This window comes from Streptomyces solitudinis, from assembly GCF_036323765.1.
Taxonomy (GTDB): Bacteria; Actinomycetota; Actinomycetes; order Streptomycetales; family Streptomycetaceae; genus Streptomyces.
In genome coordinates this window covers 113,840-135,475 of sequence record NZ_JAZDCW010000010.1, presented here as the reverse complement: position 1 = coordinate 135,475, position 21,636 = coordinate 113,840, and the positions used below count along the sequence as shown (strand labels likewise).

Sequence of the window (21,636 nt, the reverse complement as noted above, 5' to 3'; positions counted from 1 at the left end):
GGGCATGCCGCAGCTACCCGCCCCGGATTACCCCGCCGAGGTGCGCGCCCGGCTCGCCGGAGACGCCGAGCAGGTCATCGCCCGCTACCCGGACAGCCGCAGCGCCCTGCTGCCGCTGCTGCACCTGGTGCAGTCCGAGGAGGGGCACGTGACCCCGACCGGCATGCGGTTCTGTGCCGAGATGCTCGGCCTGACCACCGCCGAGGTCACCGCGGTCGCCACCTTCTACTCCATGTACCGGCGCAAGCCGAGCGGGGACTACCAGGTCGGGGTGTGCACCAACACCCTGTGCGCCGTCATGGGCGGCGACGCGATCTTCACCGAACTCCAGGACCACCTGGGCGTCGGGAACGGCGAGACGACGGAGGACGGCGCCGTCACGCTGGAGCACATCGAGTGCAACGCGGCCTGCGACTTCGCCCCCGTGGTGATGGTCAACTGGGAGTTCTTCGACAACCAGACGGTCGCCTCCGCCAAGCAGCTCGTGGACGACCTGCGGGCCGGGCGCGAGGTGCGGCCCACCCGCGGCGCCCCGCTGTGCACCTTCAAGGAGACGGCCCGCATCCTCGCCGGGTTCCCCGACGAGCGCCCCGGCGCCACCGAGGCCGGCGGCAGCGCGGGCCCGGCCTCGCTCACCGGGCTCCGGCTCGCCAAGGGCGAGGCCGCGGGCGGACGCGTCGTCGGCCCGCGCGCCGAGACGCCGCCGCCCCGGTCGGCGTCCGGCGCCCCCGAGGGCCACCCCAGCTCCCACGACGCGCCCGAGCAGACCGCCGCGTCCGACCCGGCCCACCCGACGGGGCCGGTTCCCGGCCGCGACCGGGGCGACCGGGACGACCGGCGCGGCGCCGGGCCCGACGACAGCGGCACCAGCGGCACCAGCGGCGAGGAGGCCCGGTGATGGCGACGGAATCCGCCGAGAAGCTGCTCGCCCCCGTCCTGTCGGCGTTCTGGGACGAACCGGAGTCGTGGACGCTCGCCACCTACCGGCGGCACGACGGCTACGAGGGGCTGCGCAAGGCCCTCGCCATGGACCCGGACGACCTGATCGCCTACGTCAAGGAGGCCGGGCTGAGGGGCCGGGGCGGCGCGGGCTTCCCCACCGGCATGAAGTGGCAGTTCATCCCGCAGGGCGACGGCAAACCGCACTACCTCGTCGTCAACGCCGACGAGTCCGAGCCGGGCACCTGCAAGGACATCCCGCTGCTCTACGCCAACCCGCACTCCCTCATCGAGGGCATCGTCATCGCCTGCCACGCGATCCGCTCCCAGCACGCGTTCATCTACCTGCGCGGCGAGGTCGTGCCCGTCCTGCGGCGGCTGCACGCGGCCGTCGCCGAGGCGTACGCGGCCGGGTACCTCGGCAAGGACGCGCTCGGGGCGGGCAAGGACCTCCAGCTCACCGTGCACGCGGGCGCGGGCGCCTACATCTGCGGCGAGGAGACGGCGCTGCTGGACTCCCTCGAAGGTCGCCGCGGGCAGCCCCGGCTGCGCCCGCCGTTCCCGGCCGTCGCCGGCCTGTACGCGTGCCCGACGGTGGTCAACAACGTCGAGTCCATCGCGTCGGTCCCCGCGATCCTGGCCCGGGGCAAGGAGTGGTTCCGCTCGATGGGCAGCGAGAAGTCCCCGGGCTTCACGCTCTACTCGCTCTCCGGGCACGTGGCGAACCCCGGCCAGTTCGAGGCACCGCTCGGCATCACGCTGCGCCAGCTCCTCGAACTCAGCGGCGGCATGCGCCCCGGGCACCGGCTCAAGTTCTGGACGCCCGGCGGCTCCTCCACCCCGCTGCTGACCGAGGAGCACCTGGACGTCCCGCTGGACTACGAGGGCGTCACCGCCGCCGGGTCGATGCTCGGCACCAAGGCCCTCCAGTGCTTCGACGAGACGACCTGCGTGGTGCGGGCCGTCACCCGCTGGACCGAGTTCTACGCCCACGAGTCCTGCGGCAAGTGCACGCCCTGCCGCGAGGGCACGTACTGGCTCGTCCAGCTCATGCGGGACATCGAGGCGGGCAAGGCCACCATGGCCGACCTCGACAAGATCGCGGACATCGCCGACAACATCAACGGCAAGTCCTTCTGCGCGCTGGGCGACGGCGCGGCGAGCCCGATCTTCTCCTCCCTCAAGTTCTTCCGCGCCGAGTACGAGCAGCACGTCACCGGGCGCGGCTGCCCCTTCGACCCGGCCAGGTCCACGGCCTGGGCCGACGACGCGGGCAGCGCCGACAACAACGCTCACCTGGAGGTGAACGCGTGACCGTGACCACCGACGCCAAGACCTCCGGGGGCGGGGAAGCGGAGAAGCCACCCGAGGACCTGGTGAGCCTGACGATCGACGGCGCCGAGATCAGCGTGCCCAAGGGCACGCTGGTCATCCGCGCCGCCGAGCTGCTGGGCATCGAGATCCCGCGCTTCTGCGACCACCCGCTGCTCGACCCGGCCGGCGCCTGCCGCCAGTGCATCGTGGAGGTGGAGGGCCAGCGCAAGCCGATGGCGTCCTGCACCATCACCTGCACCGACGGCATGGAGGTGCGCACCCAGCTCACGTCGCCGGTCGCCGAGAAGGCGCAGCGCGGCGTGATGGAGCTGCTGCTCATCAACCACCCCCTGGACTGCCCGGTCTGCGACAAGGGCGGCGAGTGCCCGCTCCAGAACCAGGCCATGTCCACCGGCAGCTCCGAGAGCCGCTTCGAGGGCCGCAAGCGCACCTTCGACAAGCCGGTGCCGATCTCCACGCAGGTGCTCCTGGACCGCGAGCGCTGCGTGCTGTGCGCGCGCTGCACCCGCTTCTCCAACCAGATCGCCGGAGACCCGATGATCGAGCTGCTGGAGCGCGGCGCGCTCCAGCAGGTCGGCACCGGCGAGGACACCCCGTTCCAGTCCTACTTCTCCGGCAACACCATCCAGATCTGCCCGGTCGGCGCGCTCACCTCGGCCGCCTACCGGTTCCGCTCCCGCCCGTTCGACCTCGTCTCCAGCCCGAGCGTGTGCGAGCACTGCTCGGGCGGCTGCGCGACGCGCACCGACCACCGGCGCGGCAAGGTCATGCGCCGCCTGGCGGCCGACGACCCGCAGGTCAACGAGGAGTGGATGTGCGACAAGGGCCGCTTCGGGTTCCGCTACGCCCAGCGGCCCGAACGGCTCACCACCCCGCTCGTGCGCGACGCGGACACCGGGAAGCTGGAGCCGGTGAGCTGGCCGGAGGCGCTCCGGGCGGCGGCCGAGGGGCTGGCCGGGGCCCGGGGACGCGCCGCGGTGCTCGCGGGCGGACGGCTCACCGTCGAGGACGCCTACGCGTACGCCAAGTTCGCCCGCGTGGCGCTGGCCACCAACGACGTCGACTTCCGGGCCCGGGTCCACAGCGCTGAGGAGGCCGACTTCCTGGCCGCCCACGTCGCCGGGCGCGGCGTGGACCTGGACGGCACCGGGGTCACCTACACCGCGCTGGAGGCGGCACCGGCGGTGCTGCTGGCCGGGTTCGAGGCGGAGGAGGAGGCGCCCGGCGTCTTCCTGCGGCTGCGCAAGGCCCACCGCAAGCACCAGCAGCGCACGTTCTCCGTCGCCCCCTACGCCACCCGGGGCCTGGCCAAGGCGGGCGGCACGCTGCTGCCCGCCGCGCCCGGCACCGAGACCGAGTGGCTGGACGCGCTCGCCGGGGGCGTCGGGCTGGAGGAGACCGGGCGGGCCGCCGCCGAGGCGCTGCGCGCCGAGGGCGCCGTCATCCTCGCCGGGGAGCGGCTGGCGGCCGTCCCCGGCGCGCTGACCGCCGCGCTGCGGCTGGCGACGGCCACCGGGGCCCGGCTGGTGTGGATCCCGCGCCGGGCCGGGGAGCGCGGCGCGATCGAGGCGGGCGCCCTGCCGGGGCTGCTGCCCGGCGGCCGTCCCGCCACCGACCCGCGCGCCCGGGAGGAGACGGCCGCCCTGTGGGGCGTCGCCGAACTCCCGCGCGGCGCCGGCCGCGACACCGGGCAGATCGTGGAGGCCGCCGCGCGCGGCGAACTGGCCGCCCTCGTCGTCGGCGGCGTGGAGGTCGCCGATCTGCCGGACCCGGACCGCGCGATCGAGGCGCTGGACGCGGTCGGGTTCCTCGTCAGCCTGGAGCAGCGGCCCAGCGAGGTCACGCGGCGGGCGGACGTGGTGCTGCCGGTGTCGGCGGTGGCCGAGAAGGCGGGCGCGTTCCTCACCTGGGAAGGCCGCCGCCGTCCGTTCGAGGCCGCGATCAAGCCCGCCCAGATGACCCGCCGGTTCGTCTTCCCCGACGGCCGGGCGCTCACCATGCTGGCCGACGCGCTGGACGTCCACCTCGGCCTGCCCGACGTGCGCACGGCCCGCGCCGAACTGGCCCGGCTCGGCGCCTGGGACGGCCCGCGCGCCACCGCGCCGGCCGAGTCCGGACGCCCCCTCCCCGCCGCCGCGGCGGGCGAGGCCGTGCTCGCCGGGCACCGCCTGCTGCTCGACCAGGGGCGGCTCCAGGACGGCGACGAGGCGCTGGCCGGCACCCGTCACCCGGCCGTGGCCCGGCTGTCCCCGGCCACCGCGGCGGAGACGGGGCTCGCCGACGGCGACCCGCTCGCCGTCACCGGCCCCGCCGGGACGGTCACGCTGCCGCTGGCCGTCACGCCCATGCCCGACCGGGTGGTGTGGCTGCCGCTGAACTCCGTCGGCGGCGGCGTCACCCGCGACACCGGGGCCCGTCCCGGCGAACTCGTCCGCATCGCCCCGGGCGCGGCCGGTGCCGGGGCCGCCGCTCCCGACAACGACGTACCGGAGGTGCGCTCGTGACCGCCATCCAGCCGGGGCTGACGCTCGCCGCCGAGGACCTCTCCGTGTTCGGCCAGGACCCGTTCTGGCTGATCGCGGTCAAAGCGGTGTTCTGCTTCGCCTTCCTCATGGTGACCGTGCTGATCTCCATCGTCATGGAGCGCAAGGTCGTCGCCTGGATGCAGCGGCGCGTCGGCCCCAACCGGCACGGCCCCTGGGGCATGCTCCAGTCCCTCGCGGACGGCATCAAGCTGATGCTCAAGGAGGACGTCGTCGTCAAGGGCGCGGACAAGTTCGTCTACATCCTCGCCCCCGTCCTCGGCGCCATCCCGGCGTTCATGGCCATCGCCGTCATCCCGTTCGGGCCGCCGGGGAACGAGGTGTCTATCTTCGGCACCCGCACCGCCATGCAGCTCACCGACCTGCCGGTGGCGATCCTCTACATCCTGGCCACCGCCTCCATCGCCGCCTACGGCACGGTGCTCGCGGGCTGGTCCTCCGGATCGACGTACCCGCTGCTCGGCGGGGTGCGGGCCACGGCGCAGATCATCTCCTACGAGGTCGCGATGGGGCTGAGCTTCGCCGCGGTCTTCCTCTACTCCGGGTCCATGTCCACCTCGACCATCGTCGGGGCGCAGGGCGACACGTGGTTCGCGGTGCTGCTGCCGGTCTCGTTCCTCATCTACATGGTCGCCATGGTCGGCGAGGCGCACCGCGCCCCGTTCGACATGCCCGAGTCCGAGGGCGACCTCGTCGGCGGCTTCAACACCGAGTACTCGTCGATCAAGTTCGCGATGTTCATGCTCGCCGAGTACATCCACATGGTCACCGTGTCGGCCCTCGCCGTCACCCTCTTCCTGGGCGGCTGGCGTGCTCCGGCGCCCATCTCGACCTGGTGGGAGGGCGCCAACCACGGCTGGTGGCCGCTGCTGTGGTTCGTGCTCAAGGTGCTCGTGCTGCTGTTCGTCTTCGTGTGGCTGCGCGGCACGCTGCCCCGGGTCCGCTACGACCAGTTCATGAAGCTGGGCTGGAAGGTCCTCATCCCCGTCTCCCTGGTGTGGCTGATGCTCGTCGCCACCGTCCGGGCGATGCGCAACGAGGGCTACGACTTCGGGCAGATCGTCCTGTGGGTCGTCGGCGGCATCGTCGTGCTGCTGCTCGCCTCCTTCGTCGCGGACGTCTTCCGCGACCGCAGGGAGCAGCAGGCCGAGCGGGACGCCGCGGCCGCCGCCCGCAAGGACCCGCCCGTCTTCGATCCCATGGCCGGCGGCTACCCCGTGCCGCCCCTCCCGGGCCAGACCCTGCCCCCGGTGCCGCGGCGCACGCCGCGCCGGGAGCGGGAGCCCGCGTCCGTCGCGGCCGGTGGTGCCGGTGAGCGCGCGGCCGACAGCGCTGAGAGCAAGGAGTCCGACGATGCCTGATCCCCTGGGGCCCGTGGCCGGCTTCGGCGTGACCTTCAAGGCCATGTTCAAGAAGCGGCTCACCGAGCAGTACCCCGAGTACAAGAAGCCCACCGCGCCGCGCTTCCACGGCCGCCACCAGCTCAACCGGCACCCGGACGGGCTGGAGAAGTGCGTCGGCTGCGAACTGTGCGCCTGGGCCTGCCCGGCCGACGCCATCTACGTCGAGGGCGCGGACAACACCGACGAGGAGCGCTACTCGCCAGGTGAGCGCTACGGCCGCGTCTACCAGATCAACTACCTGCGCTGCATCCTGTGCGGGCTGTGCGTCGAGGCGTGCCCGACCCGGGCGCTCACCATGACGAACGAGTACGAACTCGCCGACCGCACCCGCGAGTCGCTCATCTTCACCAAGGAGGAGCTGCTCGTCGGGCTGAGCGAGGGCATGGTCGACTCGCCGCACGCGATCTTCCCCGGCATGACCGAGAAGGACTACTACCGGGGCCTGGTCACCGAGGCCGCCGAGGGCACCGTCCAGCAGGAGCCGGTCGACAGCGGGGCGCCGCAGGCCGCCGCCGACACCTTCGGCCCGGACGAGCCCGCCGCCGCCGGGGCGTCCCCCGAGACGAGCGCCGCGCCCGGCGAGGCCACCGAGGAGGTGAAGCACCGGTGAGCACCGCACCCCAGCTCCTCGCGGCGACCACCTCCAGCGGCGAGGCCGTGCAGTTCTACGTCCTCGGCGTGCTGGCCGTGGCGGGCGCGCTCGGCACGGTCCTGCTGCGCCGGGCCGTCCACTCGGCGCTGTGCCTGGCCGCGACGATGGCGCTCCTGGCCGTCTTCTACCTGGCCAACGGCGCCTACTTCCTCGGCATCGTGCAGATCGTCGTCTACACGGGCGCCGTCATGATGCTGTTCCTGTTCGTCCTGATGCTCGTCGGCGTCAACACCGCCGACTCGCTCAAGGAGACGCTCAAGGGCCAGCGCTGGATGGCGGCGGCCTGCGCCGTCGGCCTGGGCCTGCTGCTGTTCGGCGGCATCGGGCAGGCCGCGCTCGGCACCTTCACCGGCATCGGGGCGGCCAACGCCGAGTTCGGCGGCAACGTGCCCGGCATCGCGGAGCGGCTGTACACCGAGTACGTCATCGCCTTCGAGGTGACCGGCGCGCTGCTGACCATCGCCGCCGTCGGCGCGACGCTGCTCACCCACCGCGAGCGCACCGAGAAGGTGAAGTCGCAGCGCGAGCAGGCCGAGGAGCGGGTGCGCAAGGGCGTCCACGTCCCGCCGCTGCCCGCGCCCGGCGTCTACGCCCGGCACAACGCCGTCGACCGTCCGGGCCTCCTGCCCGACGGCACGCCCTCGCCGCTGACGGTCAGCGACACGCTGCACCGCCGCGGGCAGGTCCGCGAGGTCAGCCGGGAGCAGCTCGCCGAGGTGGCGGCCATCGAGAAGCGCACCGCCGATTACCACGGCCGCGGCGAGGAGGCCGACCAGTGAACCCCGTGAACTACCTCTACCTGGCCGCGCTGCTGTTCACCATCGGCGCCTTCGGGGTGCTGATCCGGCGCAACGCCATCGTCGTGTTCATGTGCATCGAGCTGATGCTCAACGCGGCGAACCTCACGCTGGTGGCCTTCTCCCGCATGCACGGCAATCTCGACGGGCAGATCATGGCGTTCTTCGTCATGGTCGTCGCCGCCGCCGAGGTCGTGGTCGGGCTGGCGATCATCGTGATGCTCTACCGCTCCCGTCACTCGGCCTCGGTCGACGACGCCAGCCTGATGAAGCTGTAAGGGGTACGTACCAGTGGAGTCATTGATCGGACTGCTCGTCGCGTCGCCCCTGCTCGGCGCGGCCGTCCTGCTGTGCGGCGGCAGGAGGCTGGACCGGACGGGGCACTGGCTGGGCACCGCGCTGGCCGCCGCGTCCTTCGCCGTCGCCGCCGTGCTCTTCTTCGGCATGCTCGGCCGGGACGGCGAGGAACGGGCCCTGCACCAGCACCTGTGGAGCTGGGTCCCGGTGGAGGGCTTCCAGGCGGACGTCGCCTTCCAGCTCGACCAGCTCTCCATGACGTTCGTCCTGCTGATCACCGGGGTGGGCACACTCATCCACCTCTACTCGGTCGGCTACATGGAGCACGACGAGCGGCGCCGCCGGTTCTTCGGCTACCTGAACCTGTTCCTCGCGGCGATGCTGCTGCTCGTCCTGGCCGACAACTACCTTGTGCTGTACGTCGGGTGGGAGGGCGTCGGCCTCGCCTCGTTCCTGCTCATCGGGTTCTGGCAGCACAAGCCGAGCGCGGCCACGGCGGCGAAGAAGGCGTTCATCGTCAACCGCGTCGGCGACGCGGGCCTGTCGATCGCGATCTTCCTGATGTTCACCACGTTCGGCACCTTCGCCTTCGGCCCGGTGCTGGAGAACGCCGAGGGGGCGAGCGAGGGCACGCTGACCGCGATCGGCCTGATGCTGCTCCTCGCGGCCTGCGGCAAGTCGGCGCAGGTGCCGCTCCAGTCCTGGCTGGGCGACGCGATGGAGGGCCCCACCCCCGTCTCGGCGCTCATCCACGCCGCGACGATGGTGACCGCGGGCGTCTACCTCATCACCCGCTCCGGCGCCGTCTTCAACGCGGCGCCGGACGCGCAGACGGTGGTGGTCGTGGTCGGCGCGGTCACGCTGCTGTTCGGCGCGATCGTCGGTTGCGCGAAGGACGACATCAAGAAGGCGCTGGCCGGTTCCACGATGTCGCAGATCGGCTACATGGTGCTGGCCGCCGGGCTCGGCCCGATCGGCTACGCCTTCGCCATCATGCACCTGGTCACGCACGGCTTCTTCAAGGCCGGGCTGTTCCTCGGCGCGGGCTCGGTCATGCACGGCATGAACGACGAGGTGGACATGCGCCGGTACGGCGGGCTGCGCCGCCACATGCCGGTCACCTTCGTGACGTTCGGCCTCGGCTACCTCGCCATCATCGGCTTCCCCGGCCTGTCCGGCTTCTTCTCCAAGGACCTCATCATCGAGGCCGCCTTCTCGGCGGGCGGGGTCAGGGGCTGGGTGCTCGGCGGCGCGACGCTGCTGGGCGCGGCGCTCACCGCGTACTACATGACGCGGATCATGCTGCTGACGTTCTTCGGCGAGGAGCGCTGGCGCAACCGCCCGGCGCCCTCGCCCGACGCCCCGGACGTGGAGCCGGCGGCGGCCGGGCGCGGCGCCCACGCGGAGCCGCACCCGCACGAGTCGCCGCGCAGCATGACGATCCCCATGATCGTGCTGGCCTTCGGCTCGGTCTTCGCCGGCGGCCTGTTCAACTGGGGCGAGGCGTTCGTGCACTGGCTGGAGCCGGTGACGCAGTTCGAGCACCCGCACCCGCCGCTGCCGATCCCGGTCATCACGGGCGCCACCGTCGCCGTCATGCTCCTGGGGGTCGGCGCGGCCTGGGCCCAGTACGGGCGCAAGCCGGTGCCCGTCACCGCCCCGCGCGGTTCCCTGCTCACCCGCGCCGCCCGCCGCGACCTGTTCCAGGACGACGTCAACCACGTCGTGCTGGTGCGCGGCGGCGAGCACCTGACCCGCTCCCTGGTCTACCTGGACCACACGGTCGTGGACGGGGTCGTGAACGGCACGGCCGCCTCCTTCGGCGGGCTGTCGGGCCGCATGCGCCGGGTGCAGAACGGGTTCGCGCGCAGTTACGCGGTTTCGATGTTCGGAGGTGCGGCCGTGCTGGTCGCTGCCACCCTGCTGATGAGGGCGGTCTGATCCATGGCTGACACGTCGTTCCCCCTGCTGACGGCCACCGCCGCGCTGCCCGCGCTCGGCGCCGTCGCCACGGCGGCGGTGCCCGCCGCCCGGCGCACGGCCGCCAAGTGGCTCGCGCTGCTGGTGTCGCTGGGCACCCTGGTGCTGGCCGCGGTCGTGCTGGTGCTGTTCACGCCCGGCGGCGACCGGTACCAGCTCACCGAGTCGCACGCCTGGATCGCCGACTTCGGCGTCCGCTACGAACTGGGCGTGGACGGGATCGGGGTGGCGCTCATCGCGCTCACCGCGCTGCTCGTCCCCTTCGTCATCGTCGCGGGCTGGCACGACGCCGACCCGGCGAAGGGCGCGGAGCCCGCGCGGCGGTGGCGGCCCACCCAGGGCTTCTTCGCGCTGATCCTCATGGTCGAGGCGATGGTCGTCCTGTCCTTCGCGGCGACGGACGTCTTCCTCTTCTACATCTTCTTCGAAGCCATGCTCATCCCGATGTACTTCCTCATCGGCGGCTTCGGGGACCGGGCGCACGCGGCCGGGGAGGCCGAGGGCGCCAAGCAGCGCTCGTACGCGGCCGTCAAGTTCCTGCTGTACAACCTGGCCGGCGGCCTCATCATGCTGGCCGCCGTGATCGGCCTGTACGTCGTCACCGCCGACCAGCTCGGCGCGGGCACCTTCTCGCTCCAGCAGATCACCGAGGCCCGCGCGGCCGGCGAGCTGACCATGGGGCAGAACACCGAACGGCTGCTGTTCCTCGGCTTCTTCCTCGCCTTCGCGGTGAAGGCCCCGCTGTGGCCGCTGCACACCTGGCTGCCGAACGCGATGGGCGAGTCCACCGCGCCGGTGGCCGTGCTCATCACCGCGGTGGTGGACAAGGTCGGCACCTTCGCCATGCTCCGCTTCTGCCTGGGCCTGTTCCCCGAGGCGAGCAGCTGGGCGACGCCCGTGGTGGTGGTGCTCGCGCTGGTGAGCATCCTGTACGGCGCGCTGCTGGCCGTCGGCCAGCGCGACATCAAGCGGCTGGTGGCCTACGCGTCGATCTCGCACTTCGGCTTCATCGTCCTCGGCATCTTCGCCATGACGAGCCAGGGGCAGAGCGGCGCGACGCTGTACATGGTCTTCCACGGCGTCTCGACGGCCGTGCTGATGCTCGTCGCCGGGTTCCTCATCTCCCGGCGCGGCTCCCGGCTCATCGCCGACTACGGCGGCGTGCAGAAGGTGGCGCCGGTGCTGGCGGGCACGTTCCTGGTCGGTGGCCTGGCCACCCTGTCGCTGCCGGGGCTGGCCCCGTTCGTCAGCGAGTTCCTGGTCCTCGTCGGCACGTTCAGCCGCTACCCGGCGGCCGGGATCGTGGCGACGGCGGGCATCGTCCTGGCCGCCCTGTACGTGCTGCTGCTCTACCAGCGCACGATGACCGGGCCGGTGGACAAGCCGGAGATCGCGCGGATGCCGGACCTGCGTCCGCGTGAGCTGGCCGTCGTGGCGCCGCTGATCGCCCTGCTGATCTTCCTCGGCGTCTTCCCGAAGCCGCTGACCGACATCGTCAACCCGGCGGTCGAGCACACCCTCTCGGATGTGCGGCAGACCGACCCGGCACCGGAACTGCCCGCAGTGGAGGCCGCGGAATGAGCGCGACGACACACCTGAGCACCGACGCGGCCGTCCCGTCCGCCGACACCGTCCACAGCCTGTGGACGGTGGCCGCCGAGGCGCCCTCCATCGAGTACGCCCAGCTCTCCCCGGCGATCATCGTGCTCGGCGCCGCCGTCGTCGGCATCCTGGTCGAGGCGTTCGCCGCGCGGCGGCTGCGCTACGGCGCGCAGGTGGTGCTGGCCTTCCTCGGCCTCGCCGGGGCCTTCGCCGCCGTGCTGGGCCTGGCGATGGGCGGCTACGGAACCACCGAGGCGACGGTCGCCGGGATCGGCTCGATCGCCGTGGACGGCCCCGCGCTGTTCCTGCAGGGCGTCATCCTGCTCGTCGCGCTGGTGTCCGTCTTCACCTTCGCCGAACGCCGTCTCGAACCGGTCTCCCACGGCGCCCGGGTGGACTCGTTCGCCGCCCAGCCCGCCGCCGTCCCCGGCGGCGAGGGCGAGAAGGAGGCCGTGCGGGCCGGGTGGACGACGACAGAGATCTTCCCGATGCTGCTGTTCGCGGTCGGCGGCATGCTGCTCTTCCCCGCCGCCAACGACCTGCTGATGCTGTTCATCGCGCTGGAGGTCTTCTCGCTGCCGCTGTACCTGCTGTGCGCCCTCGCCCGCAGGCGGCGGCTGCTCTCCCAGGAGGCGGCCGTCAAGTACTTCCTGCTCGGCGCGTTCTCCTCGGCGTTCCTCATCTTCGGCATCGCCCTGCTCTACGGCTACGCGGGCACGGTGTCCTACGCGGGCATCGCGCAGGTCGTCGAGGGCACCGTGTCCAGCCCGGACCCGGCGCTCGCGGCGGCCATGGGCAACGACGCGCTGCTGCTCATCGGCGGCGCGCTGGTCGTGATGGGGCTGCTGTTCAAGGTCGGCGCGGTGCCGTTCCACATGTGGACCCCCGACGTCTACCAGGGCGCCCCCACCCCCGTCACCGGGTTCATGGCCGCGGCCACGAAGGTCGCCGCGTTCGGCGCCCTGCTGCGGCTGTTCTACGTCGTCCTGCCGGGCCTGAGCTGGGACTGGCGCCCGGTGATGTGGGGCGTGGCCATCGTCTCGATGCTGGTCGGCGCGATCGTCGCCATCACCCAGACGGACGTGAAGCGGCTCCTGGCGTACTCCTCGATCGCGCACGCCGGGTTCATCCTCGCGGGCGTCATCGCGACCACGCCCGAGGGCGTCTCGTCGGTCCTCTTCTACCTGCTCGCCTACTCCTTCGTCACCCTCGGCGCCTTCGCCGTGGTGACGCTGGTGCGCGACGCGGGCGGCGAGGCCACGCACCTGTCCAAGTGGGCCGGGCTCGGCCGGCGCTCGCCGCTGGTGGCCGCGGTGTTCGCCGTCTTCCTGCTGGCCTTCGCGGGCATCCCGCTGACGTCCGGCTTCACCGGCAAGTTCGCGGTGTTCAAGGCGGCGGCGGAGGGCGGCGCCGGGGCGCTGGTCGTCGTCGGCGTCGTGGCCTCGGCCATCGCGGCGTTCTTCTACGTCCGCGTCATCGTGCTGATGTTCTTCTCCGAGCCCAGCCCGGACGGGCCCACCGTCGCCATCCCGAGCGCCTTCACGACGGTGGCCATCGGCGTCGGCGTCGCCGTCACCCTGGTCCTCGGCGTGGCCCCGCAGTACTTCCTGGACCTGGCCGGACAGGCCGGGACGTTCGTGCGCTGACCCGTCGGCGGCGAAGGGGGAGGGAGCCGGGCGCACCGCGCCCGGCTCCCTCCCCCTTCGCGCTTCCCGGCCCGGCGGGAGCCGGTTCAGCCCGGCGGGAGCAGGTCCTCCAGGCCGCCGAGGCCGGTGGGGGCGTCCTTCGGGGCGTCGGCGACGCGCTCGAAGGTGTCGGTGGCGCCGCCGTTCCAGGAGACGGTCATCTCCGCGCCGTCGACCTGGTCCACCGTCCCGTGGGTGCGCCCCTCACCGCCGCCGCCGGAGCAGCTCAGGGTGAGCGTCTGCCGCTCGCCCTGCGTCACCCGGCCGTTGCACGCCCGGCCGTCCCGCACCAGCAGCACGGCGTCGGAGACGACGGTGAGGGCCAGGTCGTCGCCGTCCGCCCGGGCCGTCCAGAAGCCCTGGACGGTGCCCGGTGCGCGCTCCGTGCGCGGGTCGGCCCCGGAGTCCCGGGACTCCTGGGCGGCGGGCTTCTCGTCGCCGCCCCCGTCGTCACCGCCGCCGCATCCGGCCAGCAGCAGCGCCGCCGCGAGTGCCGCGGCCGTCCCCGTCATCCGCGCCGACGTGCGCATGTGCTTCCCCTCGGTCAACGAACAGATGGCGGTCAAGCTAGCAGGGGAGGGGACGCGCGGCGGTGAGCCCGCCGGCGCGTGGCCGCCGGGCCCCGCGCGTCAGCCGCCCAGGTCGGGCAGCTCGGGGAGATCGGTGGGCACCATCTCCTCCAGCTCCGAGCTGCTGAGGAAGACGTCCTTCTCGCCCGACTTCCACGCGACCGTCAGCTTGCCGTCGGCCAGGCTCTCGATGGTGCCGGTGCTGTAGCCGTCCTGGCCCTCCGCGCAGTTCAGCTGGAGCGTCATCGGCTGCGCGGACGCCTTGAGGGAGCCCTCGCAGCTCACCGAGCCGTCCAGCACGACGATGGTGTCGGCGAAGCCGAGCGCCAGCAGTTCGCCGTTGCCCTCCAGCGGGTGGGTGGTCCAGCCGCCCTGGAGCGCGTCGACGTCCACGTCGCCGCCCGCGGGAGCCCCGTCCTCGGAGCCCTCCTGGGGCTCCTGGGACTCCTCCTGGCCGTCCCCGGCGCCCGCGTCGCCCTCGCCGTCCGCGGAGGCCTCGGCGGACGGCGGCGCGGAGGCTGCCGGCTCGTCGCCGCCCGGCTCCCCGCCGCCGCCCCCGCAACCGCCGGCCAGCAGTGCCGCCGCCACCGCGGCGGCCGTGATGCTCCCGTACCGCGCCACTTCGCGCACGGTTCTCCCCTTTGCCGTTTCGCGTCCGGTGCCGTTGCCCGGCCCGGTGGAACCGGCCAACGGTACCAACGCCTCAGCCCGCGGCGGCGGGCGAGATCCGCCCGCTCACCTCGCCCAGGCCGACGCGGGAGCCGTGCGGGCCCGGCGCCCAGGCCGTGATGACGACCTCGTCGCCGTCCTCCAGGAACGTGCGGGTGCCGCCGGGCAGTTCGACGGGGTCCTCGCCGGACCACGTCAGCTCCAGCAGGCAGCCGCGCTGGTGCGGCTCGGGGCCGCTGACCGTGCCCGAGGCGAACAGGTCGCCGGTGCGCAGCGAGGCGCCGTTCACGGTCATGTGCGCGAGCTGCTGCGCAGCCGTCCAGTACATCGCGGAGAACGGCGGTTCGGCGATGGTGTGGCCGTTCAGCGTCACCGTCATGCGCAGGTCGAAACCGCCGGGCTCGGTCCCGGAGGCGGCGTCGTCCCGGAGGTAGTCCAGCAGCGGGTGGCTGCGCTCCGGCGGCGCGCAGCGGGCCGCGTCCAGCGCGTCCAGCGGAGTGATCCAGGCGGAGACGGAGGTGGCGAAGGACTTGCCGAGGAACGGCCCGAGCGGCACGTACTCCCACGCCTGGACGTCCCGGGCCGACCAGTCGTTGACCAGGCACACCCCGAACACGTGGTCGCGGAACGCCGCCTGCGGCACCGGCTCGCCGAGCCGGGACGGCGCGCCGACGACGAAGCCGACCTCCGCCTCGATGTCCAGGCGCCGGGACGGGCCGAACACGGGCCCGTCCGGCGTGCGGCGCTGCCCGTGCGGCCGGACGACCGGCGTGCCGGACACCACGACGGTGCCGGCCCGGCCGTGGTAGCCGATCGGCAGGTGCTTCCAGTTGGGCGTCAGCGCGTCGCCGTCCGGCCGGAAGATGCGCCCGACGTTGGTGGCGTGGTGCTCGCTGGCGTAGAAGTCGACGTAGTCCGCCACGTCGAACGGCAGGTGCAGGCGGACGTCCGCGAGGGGGACGCGGGGCAGCGCGCCGGGCCGCTCGTCCAGCCAGGCGCGCAGGTCCGCCCGGACCGCCGTCCACACCGGGCGGCCGGCGGCGAGCAGCGGGTTGAGGGTCTGGGCGGTGAGCAGCGCGGCGTGCGGGGAGCCCAGCTCCGTCGCGGCCGCGCCCAGGTCGATGACGTCGTCGCCGAGCCGGACGCCGATCCGGCGCCGCCCCGGGTCACCGGCCGCGGAGTAGACGCCGTAGGGCAGGTTCTCCGGCCCGTACAGCCCGTTCGGGGTGTCTGCAGGCATGTGTGTGGTGCCCTCGCCTTCGAGGTCGTCGCCGGTCAGGACCGGGCACAGGCTATCGAGGGACGTGCCTCACGTGATCCGTATGTGACCGGATACGCTTCCCGGGAGAGAGCGAACTGCGCGGTAACCAGATGTGACCACCAGCGACCAGGCGTGAAACGCCGCAGGTACGTTCGTCCGCAGACAGGAGAACCCTCGTGACCGTCGTCGGGCCCTTCGGGCTGAGCGTGCGGGACCAGGCTCTGGAGGCCGAGGTCCACAACGGGCTGTCGGCCGTGGAGACGGGACTCGTCGAGGCGACCAAGAGCGACGTCCCCTTCATCACGGAGGCCGCTCAGCACCTGGTGCGGGCCGGCGGGAAGCGCTTCCGGCCGCTGCTGGTGCTGCTCGCCGCCCAGTTCGGGGACGCCCACGCGCCCGGCGTCGTGCCCTCGGCCGTCGTCGTGGAGCTGACCCACCTGGCGACGCTGTACCACGACGACGTCATGGACGAGGCCGACGTGCGGCGCGGCGTGCCCAGCGCCAACGCCAACTGGGACAACTCCGTCGCCGTCCTCACCGGGGACTTCCTGTTCGCCCGCGCCTCCCACGTCCTGGCCGACCTCGGCCCCGAGGCCGTCCGCATCCAGGCGGAGGCGTTCGAGCGGCTGGTCACCGGGCAGATCCTGGAGACGGCCGGGCCGCGCGAGGGGCAGGACCCGATCGACCACTACCGCGACGTCATCGCGGGCAAGACGGGCTCGCTCATCGCCGTGGCCGGGCGGTTCGGCGCGCTCATGTCCGGGGCGGACGAACGGGCGGTCTCCGTCCTCACCCAGTACGGCGAGCGCATCGGGACGGCGTTCCAGCTCGCGGACGACGTGCTGGACGTCGCCAGCGACAGCCACGAGTCGGGCAAGACGCCCGGCACGGACCTGCGTGAGGGCATCCCCACGCTCCCGGTGCTGCACCTGCGCTCCATGGCCTCGCGCGGCGGCTCGGCCGCGGACCTGGCGCTGTGCGGCCTCCTCGACGGCGACCTCACCGACGACGCCCGGCTCGCCGACGCCCTCGCCGGGCTGCGGGCCCACCCCGCGCTGGAGCTGGCCCGCCGCGACACCGTCCAGTGCGCGGAGCAGGCGCGGGAGATACTCACCCCGCTGCCGCCCGGCCCGGCGAAGGACGCGCTGTCGGCCCTGTGCGACGCGGTCGTCCACCGGGCCGGCTGACGCCGCCGCCGCGACGCGGCCGTCACAGCGGGTCGATCAGCTCCACCGCGCGGACGACCGCCGCGCGGGCGCCCACGTCGTGCGGGTGCCGCGCCGCGACGTCCGCCGCCGTGTCCGCCAGCTTGATCACGTGCTCGTCCCCGTGCGCCGCCGCCCGCTCGAACAGCTCCGGCAGGTCCGCCGCCCCCGGTGCGCCCGGTGCTGCGGCCCGCTCGGGCCGGTAGGCGGCGGTGACGGCCGCCGACGCCGACCACGCCGCCGCCAGGCTCGCGGGCCACAGCGCGTGCGGCAGGTCCGGCAGGGTGCGCAGCACCGCGTTGGGCGCGGTCGCCGCGTGCACCAGCATCACCGCGTCGCCGTGCGCGTGACCGGCGTAGTACCGCACGGCCTCGTCGACGAGTTCGCCGAGCCGGCCGGGGACGTCGTCCGGCGCCGTTGACCGCGGCCACGCGGGCAGTTCGGTGAGCTGGCCGAGCCGGTGGTTCACGCCCCCGCTCGCGTCCGGCACCCGCGCGACGGCCCGCAGCGCGTCGCCCGCCGCGTCCGGCCCCGGCCGCAGGGCGAGGGCGGGGGGCAGCGGCTGGTGCCGGGCCGCCCAGTACCCGAGGCCGTGCGCCAGTTCCCGCAGCCGCGGCGCGTTCCGCCCCGCGCCGCCGCCCGGCCCCGTGTCCGCGCCCGCCGCCTCGGCCTCGCGCAGGGTCCGTACCGCGTGGCCCACGCGGATCACGGGGTGCGTGGCGCCCCCGGCGATGCCCGGCAGGAGGCGCGGCCACCACTGGGCGAGCACGGCGCGCCACGGCCGTTCGGCCAGCAGCCGGTCGAAGTGGAGCAGCCAGTCGCCCAGCCGCCGGGGGTCGCCGAGCGCCTCCCGCCACGTCGTGTCGCCGATGCGCGCGCCGGGGACGGGCGCGTCCTCCAGGCGGGTGCCGTAGCGGTCGAGCCAGCGGTGCACGGTGCGGGCCTGCCCGTGCCGGACCAGGGCCTCGACGGCCATGGGGCCGTGGTTGCTCAGCCAGCCGCCGAACTCGGGGCCGGTGCCGTGCAGCCGGTGCAGTGCCTCGTCCAGAACTCCCGTGGTGTCCATGGGGGAAGACGCTAGACGCGCGCCGCCGCCGCGGGCATCGGGCCACGGTCCGATCCGGCGGACGCGAGCCTTACGTCCCCCCCGGGGGGCGACCCTGGGACGCTCTCGGGGGCGATCATCCCCGAGACGTACGCGGGTCGGCCCTGCCGGGTGACGCGCTACGCCGTACGGTTTGGTGGGATTGTCTTACCACCCCGTCCCGAACCGGGTGACAATGGCGGCGAGAGTCCCAGGGGTGGGCGCCGCCCACGTACGGAGGTAAGCGGACACATGGTACGTACGCGACCCAGCGAGCCCAGCGGACCCGACCGGGCCGGCGAGCCCGCCACGGCCGACGCACCCCAAAGCGGCCGCTCCGGCAGGAAGGCGATGCGGTACGCCGTCCCCGTCGCCGTGGCGGGCGTGGCGGTGGCCAGCATCGGACTCGTCCCCGCGCTGGCCGAGGGCGGCGACCCCGACCTCCCGGCGATCACCGCCGAGGAACTGATCGCCAGGATCGCGGAGTCGGACGTGCAGCAGCTGTCCGGCACCGTCGAGTTCAGCTCCGACCTCGGCATCCCCGGGTTCGGCGACTCCGGCGCGGGCGGCCTGTTCGGCGGCTCCGGGCGGGACGCGGACCGCGGCGACGCGGCCGGGGGCGAAGCCGGCGCCGCCGGGAGCCCCGGGAGCGCCGCCGGCCCGGAAGAGCGGCTCATGGAACTGCTCAGCGGCGAGCACACCCTGCGCGTGGCCGTGGACGGACCCGACCGGCAGCGGCTGTCCATCGTCGGCGAGACCGACGAGTACAGCGTCATCCACAACCAGGACGACGTCTGGGCCTACGACAGCGCGGCCGGTTCCGTCTTCCACGCCGAGGTCCCCGAGCGGGGCGAGGGCGCGGGCGGACACGAGGGCGTCCCCGGTGAGCTGCACGGCATCACCCCGAAGGAGGCGGCCGAGCGGGCCATCGCGGCGGTCGGCGACACGACGTCCGTCACCGTGGACGGCACCACCACCGTGGCCGGACGGGACGCCTACCGGCTCGCCATCGCCCCCAAGGACGCCCCCCACTCCACGGTCGAGGCCGTCCGGATCGCCGTCGACGCGGAGACCGGCACCCCGCTGCGGTTCACCGTCGCGGCGCACGACGGCGGCGAGCCCGCGCTGGAGACCGGCTACACCGAGGTGGACTTCGCCAAGCCGTCGGCGGAACTGTTCGACTTCACGCCGCCGAAGGGCGCCGAGGTCACCGAGGCCGACGAGCTGGAGCGGCCCGGCCGCCCCGGCCCGAACGGCGACGCGGAGCGGGAGGGCCTGGCGGAGCTGACGGGCCTCGGCGGCCTCCCCGGGCTGGACGGCCTGAAGGGGCTGGACGGGCTCAAGGAGCTGGGCGGCGACGTCCGTGTCATCGGCGAGGGCTGGAACACCGTCCTCGCCGTCACGGCACCCGAGGGCGTGGTGACGCCCGGCGGCGGCGCCGAGGGGCTGGACTCCGCTCGTGCCGACGGCCTGCTGGACCTCTTCGGCGAGAAGGCGAGCGGCGACTTCGGCACCGGACGCGTCTTCAGCACCCGCCTGGTCAACGTCATGCTGACCGGCGACGGCACCGTCTACGTGGGAGCCGTCACCAAGGACGGCCTCGTCAAGGCGGCCGACGCGCGCTGACGCCACCCGCTCAGGGCGCGGGCCCGGCGCCGTCCCGCGCCCCGCCGGGCCCACGCACGCACCTGCACCGACACGGGGGTAAGACATGACAGCGCCGTCCGCCGCCCCGGCCGTGGCGGCCGAAGGGCTGAGCAAGCGCTACCGGGGCGGCCAGCTCGCGGTGGACGACCTGAGCCTGGAGGTGCCGCGCGGCAGCGTCTTCGGCTTCCTCGGCCCCAACGGCTCGGGCAAGACGACGACCATCCGCATGCTCCTCGGCCTCATCGCCCCCACCGGCGGCACCGCGCACCTGCTCGGTGCCGCCATGCCCGGTGCGGCGCGGCGGGTGCTGCCGAGGGTGGGGGCGCTCATCGAGGGACCGGCGCTCTACGGGTTCCTGACCGGACGTGCCAACCTCGTCCGGTTCGACGCCGCCGACCCCACCGCCGACCCGGCCACCCGGGACGCCCGCATCGGCGCCGCGCTCGCCCGCGTCGGCCTCGGCGCGGCGGCGGAGAAGAAGGCCAGGGCGTACTCGCTGGGCATGAAGCAGCGGCTCGGCCTGGCGGCGGCCCTGCTCCAGCCCCGGGAGCTGCTGGTGCTGGACGAGCCGACGAACGGGCTCGACCCGCAGGGCATGCGCGAGACGCGCGCCCTCATCCGGGAGCTGGCCGAGGAGGGCACCACCGTCTTCCTCTCCTCGCACCTGCTGGACGAGGTGGAACAGGTGTGCACGCACACCGCCGTCATGGCCCGCGGCCGGCTCCTCGCCCAGGGACCGGTCGCCGAGCTGGCCGCCGGGGTGCGCGGACCGCTCGCCGTCACCACACCGGACACCGCGGAGGCGGCGCGCGTCCTGGCGGAGCACGGCGTGACAGACCTGGCCGTGGCCGGGGACCGGGTGACCGGCGAGCTGCCGCCCGGCCCGGACGGGCGGGCGGCGCCGGACGGTCCAGGGGCGCCGGACGGCCTCGCCGACCTCAACGCCGCCCTCGTCCGCGCCGGGGTGCGGGTGCGCTCCTTCGGCGTGGAGCGGGGCACGCTGGAGGACGCGTTCGTCGCCCTCACCGGGGAGGGTTTCGATGTCGCGGGCTGAGACGGAGCGGGCACCGGAGCACCAGGCGCCGGAACACCGGACGCGGGAGGCGCCGCGCCGGTGGTCGGCGGCGCTGTTCCGCAGCGAGCTGGGCCTCACCCTGCGCCGGGGGCGCACCCTCGCCCTGCTGGGCATCCTCGCCGCCCTGCCGGTGCTCATCGGCGTCGCCGTCCGCGTCGAGACGGGCGACGGCGGTTCGGACGGCTCGGGTGGCGGGCCGCCGTTCGTCAGCCAGGTGACCAACAACGGGCTGTTCCTCGTCTTCGCCGCCCTCGCCGCGACGCTGCCGTTCTTCCTGCCCATGACCGTCGGCGTCGTCGCCGGGGACGCCGTCGCGGGCGAGGCCGCCGCCGGGACACTGCGCTACCTGCTGGTCGCCCCGGCCGGGCGCACCCGGCTGCTGCTGGCCAAGTTCGCCGCCATCCTGGCCTACTGCCTGCTGGCCACCCTCGTCGTCGCCTGCTCCGCCCTCCTCGTCGGCGCCGCCCTCTTCCCGCTGGGCGACGTCACGCTGCTGTCCGGCGTCACCGTGTCCTTCTCCGAGGGACTGCTGCGGGCCCTGGCCATCGCGGTGGCCGTCGCCGTCTCGCTGGTCGGCATCGCCGCGCTCGGCCTGTTCGTCTCCACCCTCACCAACAGCGGCGTCGCCGCCATGTCCGCGACGGTGGGCCTGCTCATCACGGTCCAGATCGTCGGGGCCGTCCCGCAGCTGGACGTCGTCCACCCTTACCTGTTCCCGTACCACTGGCTGTCCTTCGCCGACCTGCTGCGCGCCCCGGTCCGCTGGGACGACCTGCTCGCCAACGCCGGGCTCCAGGGGCTGTACGCCGCCGTCTTCGGCAGCGCCGCCTGGGCCCGCTTCACCACCCGCGACGTCACGGCCTGACGCCGTCACCATCCGGTGACGCAGCGGC

Annotated in this window: 18 protein-coding genes; 14 read left to right on the top strand and 4 right to left on the bottom strand. The window is 73.8% G+C overall.

The window, feature by feature from the left end; translation table 11 throughout:
• Positions 1 to 4: 4 nt before the first annotated feature.
• Genes nuoE through nuoN form a run of 10 tightly spaced genes read left to right on the top strand, consistent with a single transcriptional unit; the run spans position 5 to position 13,194 of the window.
• Complete coding sequence (gene nuoE, locus V1J52_RS22860; protein WP_330141898.1) at positions 5 to 898, top strand: NADH-quinone oxidoreductase subunit NuoE; 894 nt, start codon at positions 5 to 7, stop codon at positions 896 to 898.
• Positions 898 to 2,253, top strand: coding sequence for an NADH-quinone oxidoreductase subunit NuoF (gene nuoF, locus V1J52_RS22855; RefSeq protein ID WP_330141830.1), 1,356 nt, complete (start codon positions 898 to 900; stop codon positions 2,251 to 2,253). Before nuoE ends, nuoF begins: the two co-directional genes overlap by 1 nt.
• A complete protein-coding gene (locus tag V1J52_RS22850; protein ID WP_330141828.1) occupies positions 2,250 to 4,778 on the top strand; it encodes an NADH-quinone oxidoreductase subunit G in 2,529 nt (842 codons plus the stop codon). The genes nuoF and V1J52_RS22850 overlap by 4 nt, the downstream gene beginning before the upstream one ends.
• Entirely contained in the window at positions 4,775 to 6,178 is a 1,404-nt protein-coding gene (nuoH, locus tag V1J52_RS22845) for an NADH-quinone oxidoreductase subunit NuoH (protein WP_330141827.1), read from the top strand. Before V1J52_RS22850 ends, nuoH begins: the two co-directional genes overlap by 4 nt.
• Positions 6,171 to 6,830, top strand: a complete 660-nt coding sequence (nuoI, locus tag V1J52_RS22840; RefSeq protein WP_330141826.1) for an NADH-quinone oxidoreductase subunit NuoI — start codon at positions 6,171 to 6,173, stop codon at positions 6,828 to 6,830. Before nuoH ends, nuoI begins: the two co-directional genes overlap by 8 nt.
• On the top strand, positions 6,827 to 7,651 hold the full coding sequence (locus V1J52_RS22835) for an NADH-quinone oxidoreductase subunit J (RefSeq protein ID WP_330141825.1): 825 nt from the start codon (positions 6,827 to 6,829) through the stop codon (positions 7,649 to 7,651). Before nuoI ends, V1J52_RS22835 begins: the two co-directional genes overlap by 4 nt.
• Positions 7,648 to 7,947, top strand: coding sequence for an NADH-quinone oxidoreductase subunit NuoK (gene nuoK, locus V1J52_RS22830; protein WP_330141824.1), 300 nt, complete (start codon positions 7,648 to 7,650; stop codon positions 7,945 to 7,947). The genes V1J52_RS22835 and nuoK overlap by 4 nt, the downstream gene beginning before the upstream one ends.
• Before the next feature lie 13 nt (positions 7,948 to 7,960).
• The gene (gene nuoL / locus V1J52_RS22825) at positions 7,961 to 9,907 is read left to right on the top strand and encodes an NADH-quinone oxidoreductase subunit L (protein WP_330141823.1); all 1,947 of its coding nucleotides are present in this window, start codon (positions 7,961 to 7,963) and stop codon (positions 9,905 to 9,907) included.
• A 3-nt stretch (positions 9,908 to 9,910) separates the two neighbouring features.
• Positions 9,911 to 11,527: an NADH-quinone oxidoreductase subunit M gene (locus V1J52_RS22820; RefSeq protein WP_330141822.1), complete on the top strand. Its 1,617-nt coding sequence runs from the start codon at positions 9,911 to 9,913 to the stop codon at positions 11,525 to 11,527.
• Complete coding sequence (nuoN, locus tag V1J52_RS22815) at positions 11,524 to 13,194, top strand: NADH-quinone oxidoreductase subunit NuoN (protein ID WP_330141821.1); 1,671 nt, start codon at positions 11,524 to 11,526, stop codon at positions 13,192 to 13,194. The genes V1J52_RS22820 and nuoN overlap by 4 nt, the downstream gene beginning before the upstream one ends.
• A gap of 86 nt (positions 13,195 to 13,280) precedes the next feature.
• Here the strand turns inward: nuoN and V1J52_RS22810 are convergent, their stop codons facing one another.
• The 3 genes from V1J52_RS22810 to fahA all read right to left on the bottom strand — a co-directional run bounded on the left by V1J52_RS22810 (position 13,281) and on the right by fahA (position 15,711).
• Positions 13,281 to 13,799 carry a hypothetical protein gene (locus V1J52_RS22810; RefSeq protein WP_330141820.1) on the bottom strand — a complete coding sequence of 173 codons (519 nt, stop codon included), beginning with the start codon at positions 13,797 to 13,799 and terminating at the stop codon, positions 13,281 to 13,283.
• Between the two features lie 63 nt (positions 13,800 to 13,862).
• Positions 13,863 to 14,432 carry a hypothetical protein gene (locus tag V1J52_RS22805; RefSeq protein WP_330141819.1) on the bottom strand — a complete coding sequence of 190 codons (570 nt, stop codon included), beginning with the start codon at positions 14,430 to 14,432 and terminating at the stop codon, positions 13,863 to 13,865.
• 73 nt (positions 14,433 to 14,505) lie between these two features.
• A complete protein-coding gene (gene fahA, locus V1J52_RS22800; protein WP_330141818.1) occupies positions 14,506 to 15,711 on the bottom strand; it encodes a fumarylacetoacetase in 1,206 nt (401 codons plus the stop codon).
• 197 nt (positions 15,712 to 15,908) lie between these two features.
• Between fahA and V1J52_RS22795 the strand changes: the two genes are divergently transcribed.
• A complete protein-coding gene (locus tag V1J52_RS22795) occupies positions 15,909 to 16,919 on the top strand; it encodes a polyprenyl synthetase family protein (RefSeq protein ID WP_330141817.1) in 1,011 nt (336 codons plus the stop codon).
• A 22-nt stretch (positions 16,920 to 16,941) separates the two neighbouring features.
• Here V1J52_RS22795 and V1J52_RS22790 read toward each other — a convergent pair whose 3' ends face one another.
• Positions 16,942 to 18,003 (bottom strand): questin oxidase family protein, encoded by a 1,062-nt coding sequence (locus V1J52_RS22790; protein WP_330141816.1) that lies wholly within the window; start codon positions 18,001 to 18,003, stop codon positions 16,942 to 16,944.
• 270 nt (positions 18,004 to 18,273) lie between these two features.
• Here V1J52_RS22790 and V1J52_RS22785 point away from each other — a divergent pair, with 270 nt between their 5' ends.
• From V1J52_RS22785 to V1J52_RS22775, 3 genes are all read left to right on the top strand, one after another.
• Complete coding sequence (locus V1J52_RS22785; RefSeq protein ID WP_330141815.1) at positions 18,274 to 19,647, top strand: LolA family protein; 1,374 nt, start codon at positions 18,274 to 18,276, stop codon at positions 19,645 to 19,647.
• 85 nt (positions 19,648 to 19,732) lie between these two features.
• On the top strand, positions 19,733 to 20,722 hold the full coding sequence (locus tag V1J52_RS22780; RefSeq protein WP_330141813.1) for an ABC transporter ATP-binding protein: 990 nt from the start codon (positions 19,733 to 19,735) through the stop codon (positions 20,720 to 20,722).
• Positions 20,709 to 21,608: an ABC transporter permease gene (locus V1J52_RS22775; protein ID WP_330141812.1), complete on the top strand. Its 900-nt coding sequence runs from the start codon at positions 20,709 to 20,711 to the stop codon at positions 21,606 to 21,608. Before V1J52_RS22780 ends, V1J52_RS22775 begins: the two co-directional genes overlap by 14 nt.
• Positions 21,609 to 21,636: the final 28 nt, after the last annotated feature.

What these genes read in the sequence shown, in the direction of transcription:
- nuoE (WP_330141898.1), top strand. Translation starts at nt 5, where the DNA reads ATGCCGCAGCTACCCGCCCCGGATTACCCCGCCGAGGTGCGCGCCCGG.
- nuoF (WP_330141830.1), top strand. Translation starts at nt 898, where the DNA reads ATGGCGACGGAATCCGCCGAGAAGCTGCTCGCCCCCGTCCTGTCGGCG.
- nuoI (WP_330141826.1), top strand. Translation starts at nt 6,171, where the DNA reads ATGCCTGATCCCCTGGGGCCCGTGGCCGGCTTCGGCGTGACCTTCAAG.
- V1J52_RS22820 (WP_330141822.1), top strand. Translation starts at nt 9,911, where the DNA reads ATGGCTGACACGTCGTTCCCCCTGCTGACGGCCACCGCCGCGCTGCCC.
- nuoN (WP_330141821.1), top strand. Translation starts at nt 11,524, where the DNA reads ATGAGCGCGACGACACACCTGAGCACCGACGCGGCCGTCCCGTCCGCC.
- fahA (WP_330141818.1), bottom strand. Translation starts at nt 15,711, where the DNA reads ATGCCTGCAGACACCCCGAACGGGCTGTACGGGCCGGAGAACCTGCCC.
- V1J52_RS22790 (WP_330141816.1), bottom strand. Translation starts at nt 18,003, where the DNA reads ATGGACACCACGGGAGTTCTGGACGAGGCACTGCACCGGCTGCACGGC.
- V1J52_RS22785 (WP_330141815.1), top strand. Translation starts at nt 18,274, where the DNA reads ATGGTACGTACGCGACCCAGCGAGCCCAGCGGACCCGACCGGGCCGGC.
- V1J52_RS22780 (WP_330141813.1), top strand. Translation starts at nt 19,733, where the DNA reads ATGACAGCGCCGTCCGCCGCCCCGGCCGTGGCGGCCGAAGGGCTGAGC.
- V1J52_RS22775 (WP_330141812.1), top strand. Translation starts at nt 20,709, where the DNA reads ATGTCGCGGGCTGAGACGGAGCGGGCACCGGAGCACCAGGCGCCGGAA.